This window comes from Dorea ammoniilytica, from assembly GCF_025567415.1.
Taxonomy (GTDB): Bacteria; Bacillota; Clostridia; order Lachnospirales; family Lachnospiraceae; genus Claveliimonas; species Claveliimonas ammoniilytica.
In genome coordinates, this window is the sequence record NZ_JAOQJV010000015.1 from 40,956 (window position 1) to 57,944 (window position 16,989).

The window sequence follows — 16,989 nt, forward strand, 5'->3', positions numbered from 1 at the left end:
ATGTCTGGAAAAAAAGATAAACCGATCGATCTCAGTAAGGTAACACCGGATGAGAAAATGAAATACGAAATTGCGGAAGAACTTGGACTTCTGGATCAGGTGCTTCAGAACGGATGGAAATCGCTGTCATCAAAAGAAACGGGACGAATCGGTGGATTGATCACAAAAAAGCGCAGGGAAGCGTCAAATAATCACAGAAATGTTAATTAGTATGAACTTTTCATGTCATTACTTGCAAAGGAATAATCCTTTTGATACAATCTTTTGACAGGTGATGCTATGAGAGAGATGATTAATGTATTAGACGTGAATATAGAGCACTGCTCGGCAAAGCAGGCGTTAAAAGCAGCTGTAGAATATATGGACACACCCGCTACCAGCGTGATCGATCTGGTTACGATCGAAGCACTTATGTATGCAAGAGATGATTACAGTTACCGGGAAGCAATCGAACAGAGCGATCTGGTACTTCCGGGGCAGAAGGATATCCTGGAAGCGGCAGGTATCACAGATTCCAGAAGTATGCGCGAGATCGAGTCACAGACATTCCTGCGCTTGTGGCTAAAGTATCTGCATCGGAATCACTGCAGAGTCTATTTACTAGTAGAGACGGATGAAGAGGTGGATGAGCTGACGGGCTGCCTTACGGAAGAATATCGCGGCATTGCAATTGTTGGTGCGGCTAAGGTTGCACCGGGCACGGAGGCAGATGATATGCTGGTGAATGCGATCAACGGTGGCGAAGCAGATTGCGTGATCGCGATACTTACACCGCCGGTACAGGAGCAATTTATTGCCAGGAACAGAAGTCAGATCAATACGAGAGTCTGGCTCGGCGCAGGTAAACTGATGGAATTTGCATATCGTCAGAAGAGCGGCAAGGGCAAAGTGATGACATTTCTGGATCGTATGCTTTTCAGACGTGAGATAGAAAAAAACAAAAAAGAATTTTAAGATGTAAGATATGTGGACTTGGACTTAAAAGGGATTTGTACACAATGTATAGGAGATAAAAGTCTGAAGATTATCTTAAAAGCTGAGGAAATCAACAAAAATACTTGATTTCCTCTTTCTTTTTTTGTTGATATGTATTAAGATAAAAAATAGTAATATGCAGAACCAGGCAAATGTATACGTCAGATATTGTGAAAAATGCATATTGAAATCAATGGAGGAGATGGACTATGATATCTAATCAGATACTTCAAAACACAATTGATGGTTTGAAGGAGATCACCAGAATCGACCTGTGCGTCATGGATACCGATGGAAAAACTCTTGCGACAACATTTTCCGGACAGGTAAGTTATGAAGATGCGGTAATGGCATTTGCGTCATCACCGGCGGACAGTCAGGTGATTCAGGGGTGTCAGTTTTTTAAGATTTTTGATGAACACCAACTGGAGTATATATTATTAGCAAATGGCGGAAGCGACGATGTGTATATGGTAGGCAAACTTGCGGCATTCCAGATACAGAGTCTGCTGATCGCATACAAGGAGCGCTTTGACAAGGACAATTTTGTTAAGAATCTGTTGCTTGACAATCTGCTTCTGGTAGATATTTATAACAGAGCCAAAAAATTACATATTGACACAGAGGCTAGGCGTGTTATCTTTATTGTGGAGACGAACCATGAGAAAGACAATGGTCGTCTGGACAACATTCGCGGAATCTTAAGTGCACGTACCAAGGATTTTATTACAGCGGTCGATGAAAAAGATATTATCATCATGAAGCAGCTTGGATTGACAGAAGGATATCCGGAGCTTGAGAAGGCAGCCGCAGACTTTTACGATGCACTGAAGAGCGAAGGCGAGGAGAATGTAAGGATTGCTTATGGCACGATCGTTAATGATATCCGTGAAGTATCCAAATCATATAAAGAAGCGAAGCTTGCACTGGATGTCGGCAAAATATTCTTTGACGAGAAGAAGGTTATCGCGTATAGTACATTAGGTATCGGGCGATTGATCTATCAGTTGCCGATTCCACTTTGTAAAATGTTTATCCGTGAAATTTTTGAGGGGAAATCTCCGGATGAATTCGACGAAGAGACACTGGCTACGATCAATAAGTTCTTTGAGAACAGCCTGAATGTGTCTGAGACTTCAAGACAGCTTTATATCCACCGTAATACACTGGTGTATCGTCTGGACAAGCTGCAGAAGAGTACGGGACTTGATCTCAGGGTATTTGAAGACGCGATCACATTTAAGATTGCATTAATGGTAGTCAAGTACATGAAATATATGGAGTCGATGGAGTATTAAATAATTTAGGAGGAAAGTATGATTGAATTAAATGAGGTAACGAAAGAGTACTCAAAAGGGGTTGCTGCTCTGAACGGTGTCAATCTGAAGATCGAACAGGGCGAATTCGTATTTATCGTAGGTGATAGTGGTTCCGGTAAGTCTACACTGATCAAGCTGATTATGAAGGAACTGGAGCCTACATCCGGCACTATCATGGTGAACGGACAGAACCTTGAAAGATTAAAGCACAGAAAGATTCCGATGTACCGCAGAGGTCTGGGTGTTGTGTACCAGGATTTCCGTCTGCTGAAGGATCGTAATATTTATGAAAATATTGCATTTGCGCAGCGTGTCGTAGAGACACCAACACGTATCATCAAGAAGAAAGTTCCGGCAGCACTGTCGCTGGTAGGACTGGCACAGAAGTATAAGTCATATCCGAAGGAGCTGTCCGGTGGTGAGCAACAGCGAGTTGCTATTGCGAGAGCGATTGTGAATGAGCCTGCAATTCTTCTGGCAGATGAGCCGACAGGTAACCTGGATCCGACCAACTCATGGGAGATCATGAAGCTCCTTGAGGAGGCCAATGAGCGAGGAACAACAGTGCTTGTTGTTACGCATAACCAGGAGATTGTCAACGAGATGAAAAAGCGTGTTATTACAATGAAAAAAGGGGTCATTGTAAGCGACGAGCAAAGAGGTGGGTATAATAATGAGAATTAGTACGATCGGATATCAGACAAAACAGGGTTTTAAGAATATCGGAAGAAACAAAATGTTCTCCGTTGCGTCTATTGCGACCATGGCGGCATGTATCTTCCTGTTTGGTATATTCTTTTCAATTGTAACCAATTTCAGATACATGGTTCAGAAAGCCGAGGAAGGCGTTGCAATCACGGTATTCTTTGATGAAGAAGCAACTGATGCGCAGATCAAGAAGATCGGCGATGAGCTGAAAAGCCAGGACGGCGTATTGAAGGTGAATTTTGTATCGGCAGACGAAGCATGGGATTCCTTTAAGGACGAGTATTTCGGAGATGCCAAAGAACTAGCAGACGGATTCAAGGATGATAATCCGCTGAGCGGATCTGACAACTATGAAGTATACATGAGTGATGTGTCCAAGCAGAAAGATGTTGTATCTTATGCAGAGAAGCTGGACGGGGTGAGCAAGGTCAATAAGTCTGACGTAGTAGCAAAGACACTGACCAGTGTGAACCGACTGATCTATTATGTATCTATCGTATTGATCGGCATTCTGCTTGCAGTATCCATCTTCCTGATCAGTAATACCGTTACAATGGGTATTACCGTGCGAAGAGAAGAGATTGCGATCATGAAATATATTGGAGCAAAGGACGGATTCGTCCGGGCACCGTTTATCATCGAAGGTCTTGTGATCGGACTGATCGGTGCGGTGATTCCGCTGGTGATCCTGTACTTTGTATATGATAAGGCAGTTGCTTATGTGATGACCAAGTTCAGCCTGCTGAATAATATCATTGAGTTCCTTCCGGTAACGACAGTATACCGTACGTTACTTCCGGTCGGTCTGATCCTCGGTGTAGGTATTGGTTTCATCGGCAGTGCATTTACCATTCGTAAACATCTGAGGGTATAATTAATAAAAGTAACTTTTTAGAATTAGATGAGGGTTTGAGAAACAGGTAATTAGGCAGGGGAAAATTAAGGAGAATTATTATGCAGAAAAAAAGAGTATTAAGTGTAATCTTAGCACTGACGCTTTCAATTGGGTGCGCGATTCCTGCACAGGCATCTTCGATTTCGGAGACACAGAAAAAGGGTGAAGAACTCCAGTCTCAGAAGGATTCGGCAGAAGCAGAGAAAGCCGCTCTGACCAAGCAGTTGAATGATCTGATCGATGAGATGGATAAGACGACTGAAGATATTAACACCAAGCAGGAAGAGATTGATGCGAAAGAGACCGAACTGATCCAGGCTCAGATTGATGAGAATAATCAGTACGAGAGTATGAAGAAGCGTATCAAGTACATGTATGAGAACGGTAATACACAGTTTATTGAGGTTCTTCTGGAATCTAAGTCAATCGGTGAATTCTTGAATAATGCAGAATACATTGCGCAGATTTCTGATTATGACAGACAGATGCTAAAAGAGTTCCAGCAGACAGTTCAGGATGTTGATGATCAAAAGACAGCACTGGAAACTGAGAAAGCGGAATTGGAGACATTACAGACACAGCTTCAGGATAAACAGAATGAAGTTTCAACATTGATTTCAGAGAAAGCGGATCTGATCGGTGATCTGGAAACAGCTATTGGAGAGAATGCAGCCAAATTGCAGGCATTACAGGAAGAAGCTGCAAGACAGGCGCGTGTACAGCAGGAAGCTGCTGCAGCAGCAAATAGAGGAAACGGCAGTTCAGGTGGAAGTTCATCAGGTGGCAGCAGTTCAAATAGCGGTAGCTCATCAAGTAGCAGCAGTTCGAGTGGAGCTAGTTCTTCACCGGGAGCATCTATTACACCAAGCGGTAGTGGCAGACTTAGCAATCCGTGTCCGTCAGCTTACATCAGTAGTGAGTTCGGTGGACGTACATCACCGGGTGGCATCGGAAGCACAAACCATAAAGGACGTGACTATGCGGCAGGTACCGGAAGCGCGATTTATGCGTCAGCAAGCGGTACAGTTACAACTGTAAGTTATAATGTGGCAAGAGGTAATTATGTGGTGATTAACCATGGTAACGGTCTTTCCACACTGTATCAGCATTGTAGTGCAATTTATGTAAGTGCAGGACAGTCTGTAAGTGCAGGACAGAATATTGCAGCGGTAGGTACAACAGGATATTCTACTGGTCCGCATCTTCATTTTGAAGTATGGGTAAACGGCACTCCGGTTGACCCAAGACTGTATCTGTAGATCTGGTTTAGACAAGGGATTAAAGCATGAAAAATAAAAAAAGTTTTTTCAAAGGGGCGCTTACAGGCGCCCTTGCTGTATTATTAATTATGAGCATGGTTTCCTGTGGGATTAAACTGCCGGGAACATCTAAGACATCAAAGAAAAGTTCGTCCACATCGAACAGCGAGGAACTTCTGGATGACAGCACAAAGACGAAGCTGGAATTACTGGAACAGCTGGTAGATGAGAGTTATTCCGGTGATATTGATATGGATGATCTTCAGGAAGGACTGTACAGAGGCTATATTGACGGGCTGGGAGACAAATATTCTGTATACTACGACGAGGATGAGACCAAAGCACTGATGCAGAGTACATCTGGTGAATTTGGTGGAATTGGAGCATTATTTTCACAGGACAAAGATACAAAAGTTATTACTTTTTTGAAGGTCTATGAGGGGTCAGGTGCAGAAGAGGCCGGATTTAAGGTAGATGATATCCTATACAAAGTAGACGGTAAGGATATTTCCGGAGAGGATCTGTCTGAGGTTGTCAGTAAGATTCGCGGTGACGAGGGCACAACGGTAGAACTTACGGTACTTCGTGGCGATGATGGCGAGGAGTATACTGCCACAGTGACCCGTAAGATCGTGCAGACTGACACCGTATATCATGAGATGAAAGAGGATAAGATCGGTTATATTCAAGTAACAGAGTTTGACGATGTTACCACAGACCAGTATAAAGAAGCCTTGGAGGATCTGGAGAATCAGGGTATGAAAGGGCTGGTTGTTGACCTGAGAAATAATCCGGGCGGTAATGTGGATACGGTTACGGATATGCTGGATCTGATGCTGCCGGAGGGAACGACTCTTTCAATTAAGGATAAGCAGGGCAAAGAATCAGTGTACGAATCAGATGATGAACATCAGTTTACCAAGCCGTTAGTAGTGCTGGTGAATGAGAACAGCGCCAGTGCATCTGAAATATTCTCCGGTGCGATCCAGACATTTGGAACCGGTGAGGTCGTAGGTACAACTACTTATGGTAAAGGTGTGGTACAGCAGATCTTTGATCTGAAAGATGGCACCAGCGTGAAGCTCACGATTGCGGAGTATCTGATCGCAGGACAGTTCGGTATCAACGGAAAAGGTGTGACTCCGGATGTGGAAGTACAGTATGAGAAGGATGCGCAGAATCCGGATCGTGATAATCAGCTTGAAAAGGCACTGGAAGAAGTTAAGAATAAGTTGTAAGGAAGGGAACGGTTTTCACCGTTCCTTTTTTTTACGGATTGTGTTAAAGTATAGATAAATGACTGAAGACAGTGAGAAAGGAATACATAGCATGAAAGTATTAATACAAAATGGACATGTGCTGGATCCTGTGACGGACAGGAACGGTGTATACGATGTGCTGGTAGAAGACGATAAGATCGTAAAGGTTGAAAAAGGGATAACGGCAGAGGCAGACAAGGTGATCGACGCAGAAGGATGCTACGTGATGCCTGGTTTTGTTGATCTGCATGTGCATTTCCGGGATCCGGGACTGGAATACAAAGAGACATTAAAGACTGGCGGAGAGGCAGCGGTACACGGCGGTGTGACAACTGTATGTGCAATGCCGAACACCAAGCCGGTGATTGATAATGGTGTGAAGATATCCGAGGTGCAGAACCGCGCGAAGAAGGAGTCTAAGACCAATGTATTACAGCTTGGCTCTGTAACGATCGGACAGATGGGTGAAGATCTGGCAGATATCAAAGGCATGGCAAGAGAAGGCTGTGTGGGCATCAGCGAGGATGGCAAGTCTGTAATGAATGCGTCCCTGTATCGCAGGGGAATGCGGGCAGCAAAAGAAGCAGGAATGATCGTATTTGCTCACTGTGAAGATATTACAATGGTAGAAGGTGGTGTGATGAACGCCGATGCCAGGGCTGAAGAACTGGGACTCAAAGGCATTACTAATGCGGTTGAAGATGTGATCGTGGCAAGAGATATTCTGCTTGCGAAAGAGACAGGAGTACAACTTCATCTGTGCCACTGCTCGACAGCAGACAGTGTGAAGATGCTGAGAGAAGCTAAGAAGGATGGGATCCACGTGACCGGCGAAGTATGCCCACATCATTTTATCCTCACATCAGATGATATTATCAGTGATGATGGCAATTTTAAAATGAATCCGCCGCTTCGTACACAGGCCGATGTGGATGCACTGATTGAAGGTTTGAAGGATGGCACGATGGATGTGATCGCTACTGACCATGCGCCACATGCAGCAGCAGAAAAGAATCGCAGTATGAAGCTGGCATCTTTCGGTATCGTAGGGTTGGAGACATCTGCGGCACTGACCTATACGGAGCTTGTGGATAAAGGCATTCTGACACCGATGCAGATGGTGGAAAAGATGAGCACCAATCCGGCGAAGATTCTGGGACTTACAGACAAAGGTTCCGTATCCGAGGGTAAGACTGCTGATTTGGTTATTTTCGATCCACGTAAAGAATATGAGATCGATAAGAATACATTTTTCTCAAAAGGGAAAAATACACCGTTCCATGGATGGAAGGTGAAAGGAGAAGTGGCCTGCACGATGGTAGGCGGCAAAGTCGTATATGAAGGAGGACAAATCATTGATTAACAAACTGGTTGAGAATATTAAGAAGACAGGAGCACCGATTGTAGTAGGATTAGATCCGATGCTGAACTATGTGCCGGAGCATGTGCAGAAAAAGGCATTTGCAGAATATGGAGAGACACTGGAAGGAGCTGCTGAGGCAATCTGGCAGTTCAATAAGGAGATTGTAGATAAGACATATGATCTGATTCCGGCAGTTAAGCCACAGATCGCAATGTATGAGCAGTTTGGAGTGCCGGGACTTGTGGCATTTAAGAAGACGGTTGATTACTGTAAGTCAAAAGGACTGGTTGTGATCGGTGATGTGAAGCGCGGTGATATCGGTTCAACATCAGCAGCATACGCAGTAGGACATCTGGGACATGTGCAGGTAGGAAAGAATCGTTATGCCGGATTTGACGAAGACTTTGCAACGGTTAACCCATATCTGGGATCTGACGGTATCAATCCGTTTATCGATGTATGTAAAGAAGAGAAGAAGGGATTATTTATCCTGGTTAAGACATCCAACCCTTCCAGCGGCGAGTTCCAGGATCGTCTGATTGATGGCAGACCGCTGTACGAACTGGTAGGTGAGAAGGTAGCCGCCTGGGGCGAAGAGTGCATGGGTGATGAGTACAGCTATATCGGAGCCGTAGTAGGAGCAACTTATCCGGAAATGGGTAAAGTCCTGAGAAAGATTATGCCGAAGGCTTATATTCTGGTACCGGGTTATGGTGCACAGGGTGGTAAAGGCAAGGATCTGGTTCACTTCTTCAATGAAGATGGATTGGGCGCAATTGTGAATTCCTCCAGAGGAATCATTGCCGCATATAAGCAGGAACAGTATGCAAAATTCGGTGCAGAGAACTTTGGTGATGCATCCAGAGCTGCAGTAGAGGCGATGATTGCTGATATTGGCGGAGCACTGAATAACCGCTAGAGCTTATTGGCGTGAAAAAGTTTCAGAATAGAATCTGATAGGAGAATTATAATGAGCAGAAAGAAAGAGATGGCGACAGTATTGTCTCAGGAAATGCTGGCAGAAGGCATTTTCAGCCTGTGGCTGGAGACTTCCGCAGCGGCAGAAGCTAAGCCTGGACAGTTTCTGTCTATATATACAAATGACGGTACAAAGCTTCTTCCAAGACCGATCAGTATCTGTGAGATCGACAAGGAAAAGGGAGCACTCCGTATGGTGTACCGTGTGACCGGTGAGAAGACCGGTACAAAGCAGTTCTCAGAGCTGAAAGCGGGAGACCAGATCCCGGTGATCGGACCAATGGGTAATGGATTCCCATTAGAAGAAGCAAAGGGTAAAAAAACATTCCTTATGGGCGGAGGTATTGGCGTGCCTCCGATCCTGGAGCTTGCCAGAGAGGTCGACTGCGCAGAGAAGCAGATCGTAGTCGGTTACCGTGATGCACATACTTTCTTAAAAGAAGAATTTGAACAGAATGGAAAGCTATATATCGCAACAGAAGATGGCAGCGTGGGCACAAAGGGCAATGTCATGGATGCGATCCGCGAGCAGGCGCTGGATGCAGAGGTAATCTTTGCGTGCGGACCAATGACAATGCTCCGTGCGATCAAAGCTTATGCGGAAGAGAATGGCATTCTCTGCTACATTTCCCTTGAAGAGCGTATGGCGTGTGGTATCGGAGCCTGTCTTGGCTGTGTATGCAAGACGAAGGAAGTAGATGCCCACAGTAATGTGCATAACAAGCGTGTCTGCAAGGACGGACCGGTATTCTTATCTACGGAGGTGGAGATCTGATGAATATGGCAGTGAATATAGCCGGAGTAGAATGGAAGAATCCGGTAACAACCGCATCCGGAACCTTTGGATCCGGAGAAGAATTTTCAGAATTTGTAGATCTGAACCGCCTGGGCGCAGTAACGACCAAAGGGGTAGCGAATGTGCCATGGCCGGGTAATCCGACACCGCGTGTGGCAGAAGTGTACGGCGGCATGATGAATGCCATCGGTCTGCAGAATCCGGGCATCGATCTGTTCTGTAAGCGTGACATTCCGTTCCTGCGTAAATATGATACAAAAATTATTGTGAATGTATGTGGCAAATCCGAGCAGGATTACTGTGAAGTCGTAGAGCGTCTGGGAGATGAAGACGTGGATATGCTGGAGATCAATATCTCCTGCCCGAATGTCAAAGAGGGCGGTATCGCATTTGGTCAGAATCCAAAGGCGGCGGAAAGTATTACCAAAGCAGTGAAAAAATACGCGAAACAGCCGGTTATCATGAAGCTGAGTCCGAATGTGACCGATATTACAGAGATGGCAAGAGCCGTTGAGGCAGGTGGAGCTGATGTAGTATCTCTGATCAATACACTTACAGGAATGAAGATTGATATCAACCGCAAGACATTTGCCATTGCTAATAAGACCGGCGGCATGTCAGGTCCGGCAGTGCATCCGATCGCGGTGCGCATGGTATATCAGGTGGCACAGGCGGTGAAGCTGCCGATTATTGGTATGGGAGGCATTGCTTCAGCAGAAGATGCCATTGAGATGATTCTTGCAGGAGCAAGTGCAGTATCGGTAGGTACTGCTAATTTCCACAATCCGGCAGTGACGATGGAAATCGTAGAAGGCATTGAGAAATACATGCAGGCACAGGGATTTGATAGTGTGGCGGACATGGTCGGCATTGTGAAATAATATCGCAGATACATAGCAAAGACTTATTATAGAGACAGGAGGAAAAGACATGGAGATCAGAGAAGGATATATGCCATTTTTAGAGTATAAGACATATTATCGTGTTGTTGGTAAGAATACGGGTAATAAGAAGCCGTTAGTGCTGCTGCACGGTGGACCTGGATCTACTCATAACTATTTTGAAGTACTGGACCGTATTGCGGAAGAGGACGGAAGACAGCTGGTAATGTATGATCAGATTGGCTGTGGCAATTCTTATGTGGAGAATCGACCGGATCTGTGGAATTCCAAAGTGTGGATCGAAGAGCTGATCGAGCTTCGTAAGCATCTTGGCCTGGATGAGATCCATCTGCTTGGACAGTCATGGGGAGGTATGCAGACGCTGGAGTATGTGTGCAATTACAAGCCAGAAGGACTGAAGAGTATCATTCTGTCCAGCACTTTGCCGGCATCATGGCTGTGGGCGGAAGAGGCACAGCGTATGATCGCGCAGATGCCACAGGATATGCAGGATGCTATTAAGAAAGCAACCGAGTCCGGCGATTACAGCAGTCCGGAATATCAGGCAGCGGAGGCTGAGTACATGCGTCAGCATTGTGCAGGAGAAGTGACAGAGAATGATCCGGAATGCCTGAGACGTCCGAAAAAGGCCGGAAGAGAATCTTACGTAGTAGGATGGGGACCGAACGAATTTACCCCATTAGGAACACTGAAGGATTACGATGTGATCGATCAGCTTGGCGACATCAAAGAGCCTGCACTGATTATCAACGGAGGTAATGATCTCTGTACACCATATGTTGCTAAATTCATGTACGACCGTATCCCGAATTCTGAGTGGGAACTGTTCCGTACCTGCAGACATATGTGCTTCGTAGAGGACAATGACCACTACGTAGAAGTGTTAAAGAAGTGGATGAATAAGAACGATTAATCATCCGGAAGATTATAATAAAAAGTATAATTCAGAAAAGAGGCAATTATCATGACGATACCAGAGAAGTTACAGGCACTCCGTGCCGTGATGAAAGCAAATGGAATTGATATCTATGTTGTTCCGACAGCTGACTTTCATCAGAGTGAATATGTAGGTGAGCATTTTAAAGCGAGAGCATATATTACAGGATTTACAGGGTCAGCCGGAACAGCAGTGATCACACTGGACGAAGCAGGACTGTGGACAGATGGGAGATATTTCCTGCAGGCTGACAAGCAGTTGGAAGGGACTACGATTACTCTGCGTAAAATGGGTGAGCCGGGCGTGCCGACGATTCCGGAATATCTCGCAGAAGCATTACCGTCAGGCGGTACACTGGGAGTAGATGGAAGAGTTATTTCCGTGAATACAGGAGATGAGTATGAGAAGATCGCTGCAGATAAGGGTGGCAAGATCCAGTATCATCAGGATCTCATCGATCAGATCTGGACAGACAGACCGGAGCTTTCCAGGGAGCCGGTATTTGCACTTGGCATTGAATATGCAGGTGAGACCACAGAGAGCAAACTTACAAGAATCCGTGAAGAGATGAAGAAGAATCATGCAGACAAACATGTGCTTACTACACTGGATGACATCTGCTGGACATTGAATATTCGTGGAAATGATGTGGAATTCTTCCCGTTGGTACTGTCTTATGCAGTGATCACCATGGACAGCATGGAGCTGTATATCGATGAGAGTAAGCTGGATGATGAACTGAAAGCATCGCTTAGTAAAGACGGCGTTCATTTACATCCGTATAATGATATATATGAGGATATTAAGAAGCTCGATGCAGATACCACACTGCTTCTTGATAAGGTAAGATTGAACTATGCATTGTATAAAAATATTCCAGAGCAGGTAACGATCGTTGATGTACAGAATCCAGAGATTCTGTTTAAAGCTCTGAAAAATGAAACAGAGATTGAGAATATCCGCAAAGCGCAGATCAAGGACAGCATTGCGCATGTTCGCTTTATGAAATGGGTCAAAGAGAATGTTAACAAGCAGGAGATTACAGAGATCAGTGCATCCGATAAGCTGGATGAGTTTCGTGCGGAAATGGGTAATTTCCTTCGCCCAAGCTTTGATCCGATCAGCGCTTACGGTGAACACGGCGCGATCGTACATTATTCTTCTACACCGGAGACCAATATTCAGGTAAAAGAGGGAAGTCTGTTGCTTATGGATACAGGAGCAGGATTCTACGAAGGATCTACCGATGTGACCAGAACCTATGCACTGGGTGAGATTCCGCAGTACATGAAAGATGATTTCACACTGGTGGCAATCAGTAACCTGTGTCTGGCTGATGCCAGGTTCAAAGAAGGTATCAGCGGTGCCAACCTGGATTATCTGGCGAGAAGACCATTCTGGGAGAGAAATATGGACTTCAATCATGGAACAGGACATGGCGTAGGGTATCTGTTGAATGTACACGAAGGTCCTGCCGGATTTCACTGGAGAACTCGCGGCAATAGTATCTGCCCATTCCAGAAAGGTATGGTAATCACAGACGAGCCGGGTATCTATATCGAAGGTTCACATGGTATTCGTCTGGAGAATGAAGTACTGGTATGTGAAGGTGAGAAGAATGAGTATGGTCAGTTCATGCACTTTGAGATCATCACACTGATTCCGTTTGACCTGGATGCGATCAATCCGGATATCATGACAGAGCCGGAGAAGAAGCTGTTGAATCAGTATCACGCAAAAGTATACGAGACACTTGCACCACATCTTACAGAAGAAGAGGCTGAGTGGCTGAAGAAATACACAAGAGAGATTTAAATAAATCCAAAACAAATCCGCTGTGCCGATATCTTAATTATCAGTACAGCGGATTTAAACCACTTCGTCCATTGGACTAACCTCCTATTTAATTATTTATCTATCTTAAACTATCTGCAATAGTGTAATGTGGTAATTTCTTATTTTCTTTTTTATTCTAATGTGTTAGCACATTCTACTTTACCGTTTACCTGTTATTCATATAATTTAGATAGATTCTTTGAAGTGTCTACTTAGTACATTGGACCATACCTCGTTTCATAAATTTTACGTTCTAAATTGGATTTACGTTTTTGGTGGTCTGTCCTCCTTTTCGTTAGATTTTTATTTTCTTTAGGTATTTCCTTTTGTTGAGTCTATAATATCTCATTACTTGCAAAATGTCAATAGAAAAATCAAATTTATTTTAAGAAAAAGCGAAATAAAGAAATAAGATAGAATAAATGAATGAATATTCTGAAAATTAAGAGCCGAAAATTAACATTGTTATTAGTTGCTACGATGGATAAAAGGATTGTTATGGCAGTGACGAATGTACTTCATTGAAGCATATATAAATGTGTGTTATGATTATTATGTTTAATATGGTATGAAAAGTGGATATCTGGGGGGCAAAGATTGCAGGGATGTATGAGGACAGTAAAAGTTCCCGACTGTGACACTATAAGCGTGCGAGGCGAAGGATATGAGAGAGGGACGTCATATGGACAAAAAAATAAAAAAGGCAATTGCAGAAGTAGTTCAGATTTTATTTGGAACAGGCTTGTTTGGTCTGGCTGTCAATCAGTTGATTCTTCCGTTCGGTCTGTACAACACTGGATTTTTGGGGATTGCTCAGGTTATTGTGAGCATACTTACAGATGTAACGAGGATATATAGAGGTTCCTTTGATCTGGTCAGCCCGATTTTTTTAATGATTAATATTCCGGCGTTTCTGCTTGGGTTATTTCTAATGGGCAAAAAATTCATGGTGAAGACGATCTTTGCGACCATCATGTATTCTGTTTGGATGATGATTCTTCCGGCACCGGAACATGCAATTGTATCAGATCCGTTGACAGCATGTTTGCTGGGTGGTATTCTGACCGGAATCGGAGTGGGCATTGTGTTGACAACCGGAGCTGCCGGAGGAGGACAGGATATCGTGGGAATGTGTATTACAGAGCGCAATCCCAAGGCGTCTGTTGGCATCATGTACATTATTATTAACCTGTTTGTGTACGGATGCTGTTATTTCATTTATGATATGGAACGTGTTATTTATTCGCTGATCTATACGACATTGATGGCACTGGTACTTGATCGTTATCATAAAAGAAATATTCTTGTTGGCGTTATGGTATTTACCAAAAAAGAAAATGTATCTATCGGTATCATGGAAAATGTGCACAGGGGAGTTACTCGTTGGGATGGCATGGGATGCTATACAGATGAGGAGACAAAAGTGTACTATTCAGTCGCGAATAAGTATGAACTTTCTGCCTTGAAACAGGAGATTCACAAGATTGACCCAGACGCGTTTATTGTCTGTACGGAAAATGTGCAAGTGGATGGTAAATTTGCAAAACGTCTGAGTGATTAGCGGATGTATATGAAAACAGGATAAAGGGTTGGAAAATTAGGAGATAGAAATGATTTTAAATGTAAAGAATCTTACGCACGGTTTTGGTGACCGTGCGATATTTTCAGATGTATCTTTCAGACTTCTGAAAGGAGAACATATCGGACTTATTGGCGCAAATGGTGAGGGGAAGTCTACCTTTATGAATATTATAACAGGAAAGCTTATGCCGGATGAAGGTACGATCGAATGGGCAAAACATATTCGTGTGGGTTATCTGGATCAGCATGCAGTGCTGGAAAAGGGTATGACGATCAGGGATGTATTAAATTCTGCATTTGCATATCTGTTTGATATGGAAACAGCTATGAATGAGATGTATGAAAAAATGGCAACAGCAGATGAGGAAGAGATGCAGTATCTGATGGAAGAAACCAGTACTTATCAGGAACTTCTGGAGCATCATGATTTTTATATGATCGATGCAAAGGTCAGTGAAGTGGGACGTGCACTCGGTCTGGAAGATATCGGGCTGGACAGAGATGTAACAGAACTGTCCGGAGGTCAGCGTACAAAGGTATTGATGGCAAAACTTCTGTTAGAAAAACCGGATATCCTGCTTCTTGATGAGCCTACTAACTATCTTGATGAGAGTCATATTGAATGGTTGAAGCGTTATCTGAACGAATATGAAAATGCATTTATCCTGATTTCTCATGATATTCCATTTTTGAACAGCGTAATCAATATCATTTATCATATGGAGAATCAGTCACTGGATCGTTATCCGGGAGATTATGACCATTTTCAGGAAGTATATGCTGCGAAAAAGGCGCAGCTTGAAGCTGCCTATAGAAAACAGCAACAGGAGATCAGTGAACTGAATGATTTTATTGCCAGAAATAAGGCGCGTGTTGCAACAAGAAATATGGCAATGGCGAGAAAGAAAAAGCTGGATAAAATGGAAGTGATCGAGCTTGTAAAAGAAAAACCAAAGCCGGAATTTAATTTCAAGCGCGGTCGTACTTCGGGTAAATTGATTTTTGAGACAAAAGATCTTGTGATTGGTTACGATGAGCCATTGTCCAGACCGTTGAATATTAGTATGGAACGCGGAGAGAAGATTGCACTGGTCGGTGCAAATGGAATTGGTAAGACAACACTATTGAAGAGCATCCTGGGATTAGTAAAACCATATTCCGGTGAAGTGGAGCTGGGGGATTACCAGATGATCGGTTATTTTGAACAGGAATCTGATCCGAATAATGCAACGACATGTATTGAAGAAATCTGGAAAGAGTTCCCATCATGGAATCAGTATGAGGTGCGCTCTGCACTTGCCAAATGCGGTCTGACTACAAAACACATTGAAAGCCAGGTGCGTGTTCTCAGCGGCGGCGAGCAGGCAAAAGTACGTCTTTGCAAGATATTAAATGTAGAGACAAATATTCTTTTGTTGGATGAGCCTACCAATCATCTGGATGTGGATGCAAAAGAAGAACTGAAAAGGGCGCTTCGGGAATATAAGGGAACGATTCTTCTGATCTGTCATGAACCGGAGTTTTATCAGGATATCGTGACAGATGTGTGGAATTGTCAGGAGTGGTCAACAAAAATCTAACTATATAGATAAGAAATAAGATAGTAAGTGGAACTGAATTGTCGAAGTTGTCTAAATTAAATAAATATTAAAAACAATATTGACAATTTCACTTCCGCTGTGCTATATTATACAAGCTGTCGCGTGAGACAGGGCTGAGAAGCACCGCTGTCCATGAGGCACAAACGAAAATCCGGAATATATGAAATGAAAAAAGTTGTTGACAAATGTCGATGAACATGATATTCTAGATAAGCTGTTTCGAGCGAGTACACACCGCTGAAACAACAAAAATAAAAAAGTTGTTGACAAGCGACGAAAGATGTGATAATCTATTAAAGCTGTCGCAAACGACAACACAAAGAACTTTGATAACTGAACAATAGACAACAACCCTGAAGATTCTTTAAGAGAAAATTCAGAACGGACTGACAACTTGAAAGTTGAAGTCAACCTATATAACAGTAATAACGGGATAGGAAAGCTAGTAGTTTTCCTGAACGGAATTAAACTTGATTTTAACTCACACTGAGGTGTGAGGGAAAATATTTTTTACGAGAGTTTGATCCTGGCTCAGGATGAACGCTGGCGGCGTGCTTAACACATGCAAGTCGAACGAAGC

At 43.7% G+C, this 16,989-nt stretch carries 15 protein-coding genes and 1 rRNA gene; all 16 read left to right on the forward strand.

What is annotated here, in order from left to right; all coding sequences use genetic code 11:
• Positions 1-210: an alpha/beta-type small acid-soluble spore protein gene (locus tag OCV65_RS10450; RefSeq protein WP_262581996.1), complete on the forward strand. Its 210-nt coding sequence runs from the start codon at positions 1-3 to the stop codon at positions 208-210.
• A gap of 69 nt (positions 211-279) precedes the next feature.
• On the forward strand, positions 280-954 hold the full coding sequence (locus OCV65_RS10455) for a WecB/TagA/CpsF family glycosyltransferase (protein ID WP_262581997.1): 675 nt from the start codon (positions 280-282) through the stop codon (positions 952-954).
• Positions 955-1,184: 230 nt separating this feature from the next.
• Positions 1,185-2,273, forward strand: coding sequence for a PucR family transcriptional regulator (locus OCV65_RS10460; protein ID WP_262581998.1), 1,089 nt, complete (start codon positions 1,185-1,187; stop codon positions 2,271-2,273).
• Between the two features lie 18 nt (positions 2,274-2,291).
• Positions 2,292-2,978 carry a cell division ATP-binding protein FtsE gene (ftsE, locus tag OCV65_RS10465; protein WP_118383944.1) on the forward strand — a complete coding sequence of 229 codons (687 nt, stop codon included), beginning with the start codon at positions 2,292-2,294 and terminating at the stop codon, positions 2,976-2,978.
• Positions 2,968-3,876: a permease-like cell division protein FtsX gene (gene ftsX, locus OCV65_RS10470; RefSeq protein ID WP_262581999.1), complete on the forward strand. Its 909-nt coding sequence runs from the start codon at positions 2,968-2,970 to the stop codon at positions 3,874-3,876. The genes ftsE and ftsX overlap by 11 nt, the downstream gene beginning before the upstream one ends.
• Before the next feature lie 80 nt (positions 3,877-3,956).
• A complete protein-coding gene (locus OCV65_RS10475; protein ID WP_317258821.1) occupies positions 3,957-5,156 on the forward strand; it encodes a murein hydrolase activator EnvC family protein in 1,200 nt (399 codons plus the stop codon).
• Positions 5,157-5,182: 26 nt separating this feature from the next.
• Positions 5,183-6,394, forward strand: a complete 1,212-nt coding sequence (locus OCV65_RS10480; protein WP_262582000.1) for a S41 family peptidase — start codon at positions 5,183-5,185, stop codon at positions 6,392-6,394.
• 91 nt (positions 6,395-6,485) lie between these two features.
• The gene (locus OCV65_RS10485) at positions 6,486-7,778 is read left to right on the forward strand and encodes a dihydroorotase (protein WP_262582001.1); all 1,293 of its coding nucleotides are present in this window, start codon (positions 6,486-6,488) and stop codon (positions 7,776-7,778) included.
• The gene (gene pyrF, locus OCV65_RS10490) at positions 7,771-8,697 is read left to right on the forward strand and encodes an orotidine-5'-phosphate decarboxylase (RefSeq protein WP_118383939.1); all 927 of its coding nucleotides are present in this window, start codon (positions 7,771-7,773) and stop codon (positions 8,695-8,697) included. Before OCV65_RS10485 ends, pyrF begins: the two co-directional genes overlap by 8 nt.
• Before the next feature lie 51 nt (positions 8,698-8,748).
• A complete protein-coding gene (locus OCV65_RS10495) occupies positions 8,749-9,531 on the forward strand; it encodes a dihydroorotate dehydrogenase electron transfer subunit (protein WP_262582002.1) in 783 nt (260 codons plus the stop codon).
• Positions 9,531-10,433: a dihydroorotate dehydrogenase gene (locus OCV65_RS10500; RefSeq protein ID WP_262582003.1), complete on the forward strand. Its 903-nt coding sequence runs from the start codon at positions 9,531-9,533 to the stop codon at positions 10,431-10,433. Before OCV65_RS10495 ends, OCV65_RS10500 begins: the two co-directional genes overlap by 1 nt.
• A 49-nt stretch (positions 10,434-10,482) precedes the next feature.
• Complete coding sequence (pepI, locus tag OCV65_RS10505) at positions 10,483-11,367, forward strand: proline iminopeptidase (RefSeq protein ID WP_118383936.1); 885 nt, start codon at positions 10,483-10,485, stop codon at positions 11,365-11,367.
• Positions 11,368-11,418: 51 nt separating this feature from the next.
• The gene (locus OCV65_RS10510) at positions 11,419-13,206 is read left to right on the forward strand and encodes an aminopeptidase P family protein (RefSeq protein WP_262582004.1); all 1,788 of its coding nucleotides are present in this window, start codon (positions 11,419-11,421) and stop codon (positions 13,204-13,206) included.
• 703 nt (positions 13,207-13,909) lie between these two features.
• Positions 13,910-14,788, forward strand: coding sequence for a YitT family protein (locus OCV65_RS10515; RefSeq protein ID WP_262582005.1), 879 nt, complete (start codon positions 13,910-13,912; stop codon positions 14,786-14,788).
• A 49-nt stretch (positions 14,789-14,837) separates the two neighbouring features.
• On the forward strand, positions 14,838-16,388 hold the full coding sequence (locus OCV65_RS10520) for an ABC-F family ATP-binding cassette domain-containing protein (protein WP_118452585.1): 1,551 nt from the start codon (positions 14,838-14,840) through the stop codon (positions 16,386-16,388).
• 529 nt (positions 16,389-16,917) lie between these two features.
• Positions 16,918-16,989: ribosomal RNA gene (locus tag OCV65_RS10525) — 16S ribosomal RNA — on the forward strand; the annotation flags it as partial.

Coding starts and splice junctions, on each gene's coding strand:
- OCV65_RS10450 (WP_262581996.1), top strand. CDS start 1: ATGTCTGGAAAAAAAGATAAACCGATCGATCTCAGTAAGGTAACACCG.
- OCV65_RS10455 (WP_262581997.1), top strand. CDS start 280: ATGAGAGAGATGATTAATGTATTAGACGTGAATATAGAGCACTGCTCG.
- OCV65_RS10460 (WP_262581998.1), top strand. CDS start 1,185: ATGATATCTAATCAGATACTTCAAAACACAATTGATGGTTTGAAGGAG.
- ftsE (WP_118383944.1), top strand. CDS start 2,292: ATGATTGAATTAAATGAGGTAACGAAAGAGTACTCAAAAGGGGTTGCT.
- ftsX (WP_262581999.1), top strand. CDS start 2,968: ATGAGAATTAGTACGATCGGATATCAGACAAAACAGGGTTTTAAGAAT.
- OCV65_RS10475 (WP_317258821.1), top strand. CDS start 3,957: ATGCAGAAAAAAAGAGTATTAAGTGTAATCTTAGCACTGACGCTTTCA.
- OCV65_RS10480 (WP_262582000.1), top strand. CDS start 5,183: ATGAAAAATAAAAAAAGTTTTTTCAAAGGGGCGCTTACAGGCGCCCTT.
- OCV65_RS10485 (WP_262582001.1), top strand. CDS start 6,486: ATGAAAGTATTAATACAAAATGGACATGTGCTGGATCCTGTGACGGAC.
- OCV65_RS10495 (WP_262582002.1), top strand. CDS start 8,749: ATGAGCAGAAAGAAAGAGATGGCGACAGTATTGTCTCAGGAAATGCTG.
- OCV65_RS10500 (WP_262582003.1), top strand. CDS start 9,531: ATGAATATGGCAGTGAATATAGCCGGAGTAGAATGGAAGAATCCGGTA.
- pepI (WP_118383936.1), top strand. CDS start 10,483: ATGGAGATCAGAGAAGGATATATGCCATTTTTAGAGTATAAGACATAT.
- OCV65_RS10510 (WP_262582004.1), top strand. CDS start 11,419: ATGACGATACCAGAGAAGTTACAGGCACTCCGTGCCGTGATGAAAGCA.
- OCV65_RS10515 (WP_262582005.1), top strand. CDS start 13,910: ATGGACAAAAAAATAAAAAAGGCAATTGCAGAAGTAGTTCAGATTTTA.
- OCV65_RS10520 (WP_118452585.1), top strand. CDS start 14,838: ATGATTTTAAATGTAAAGAATCTTACGCACGGTTTTGGTGACCGTGCG.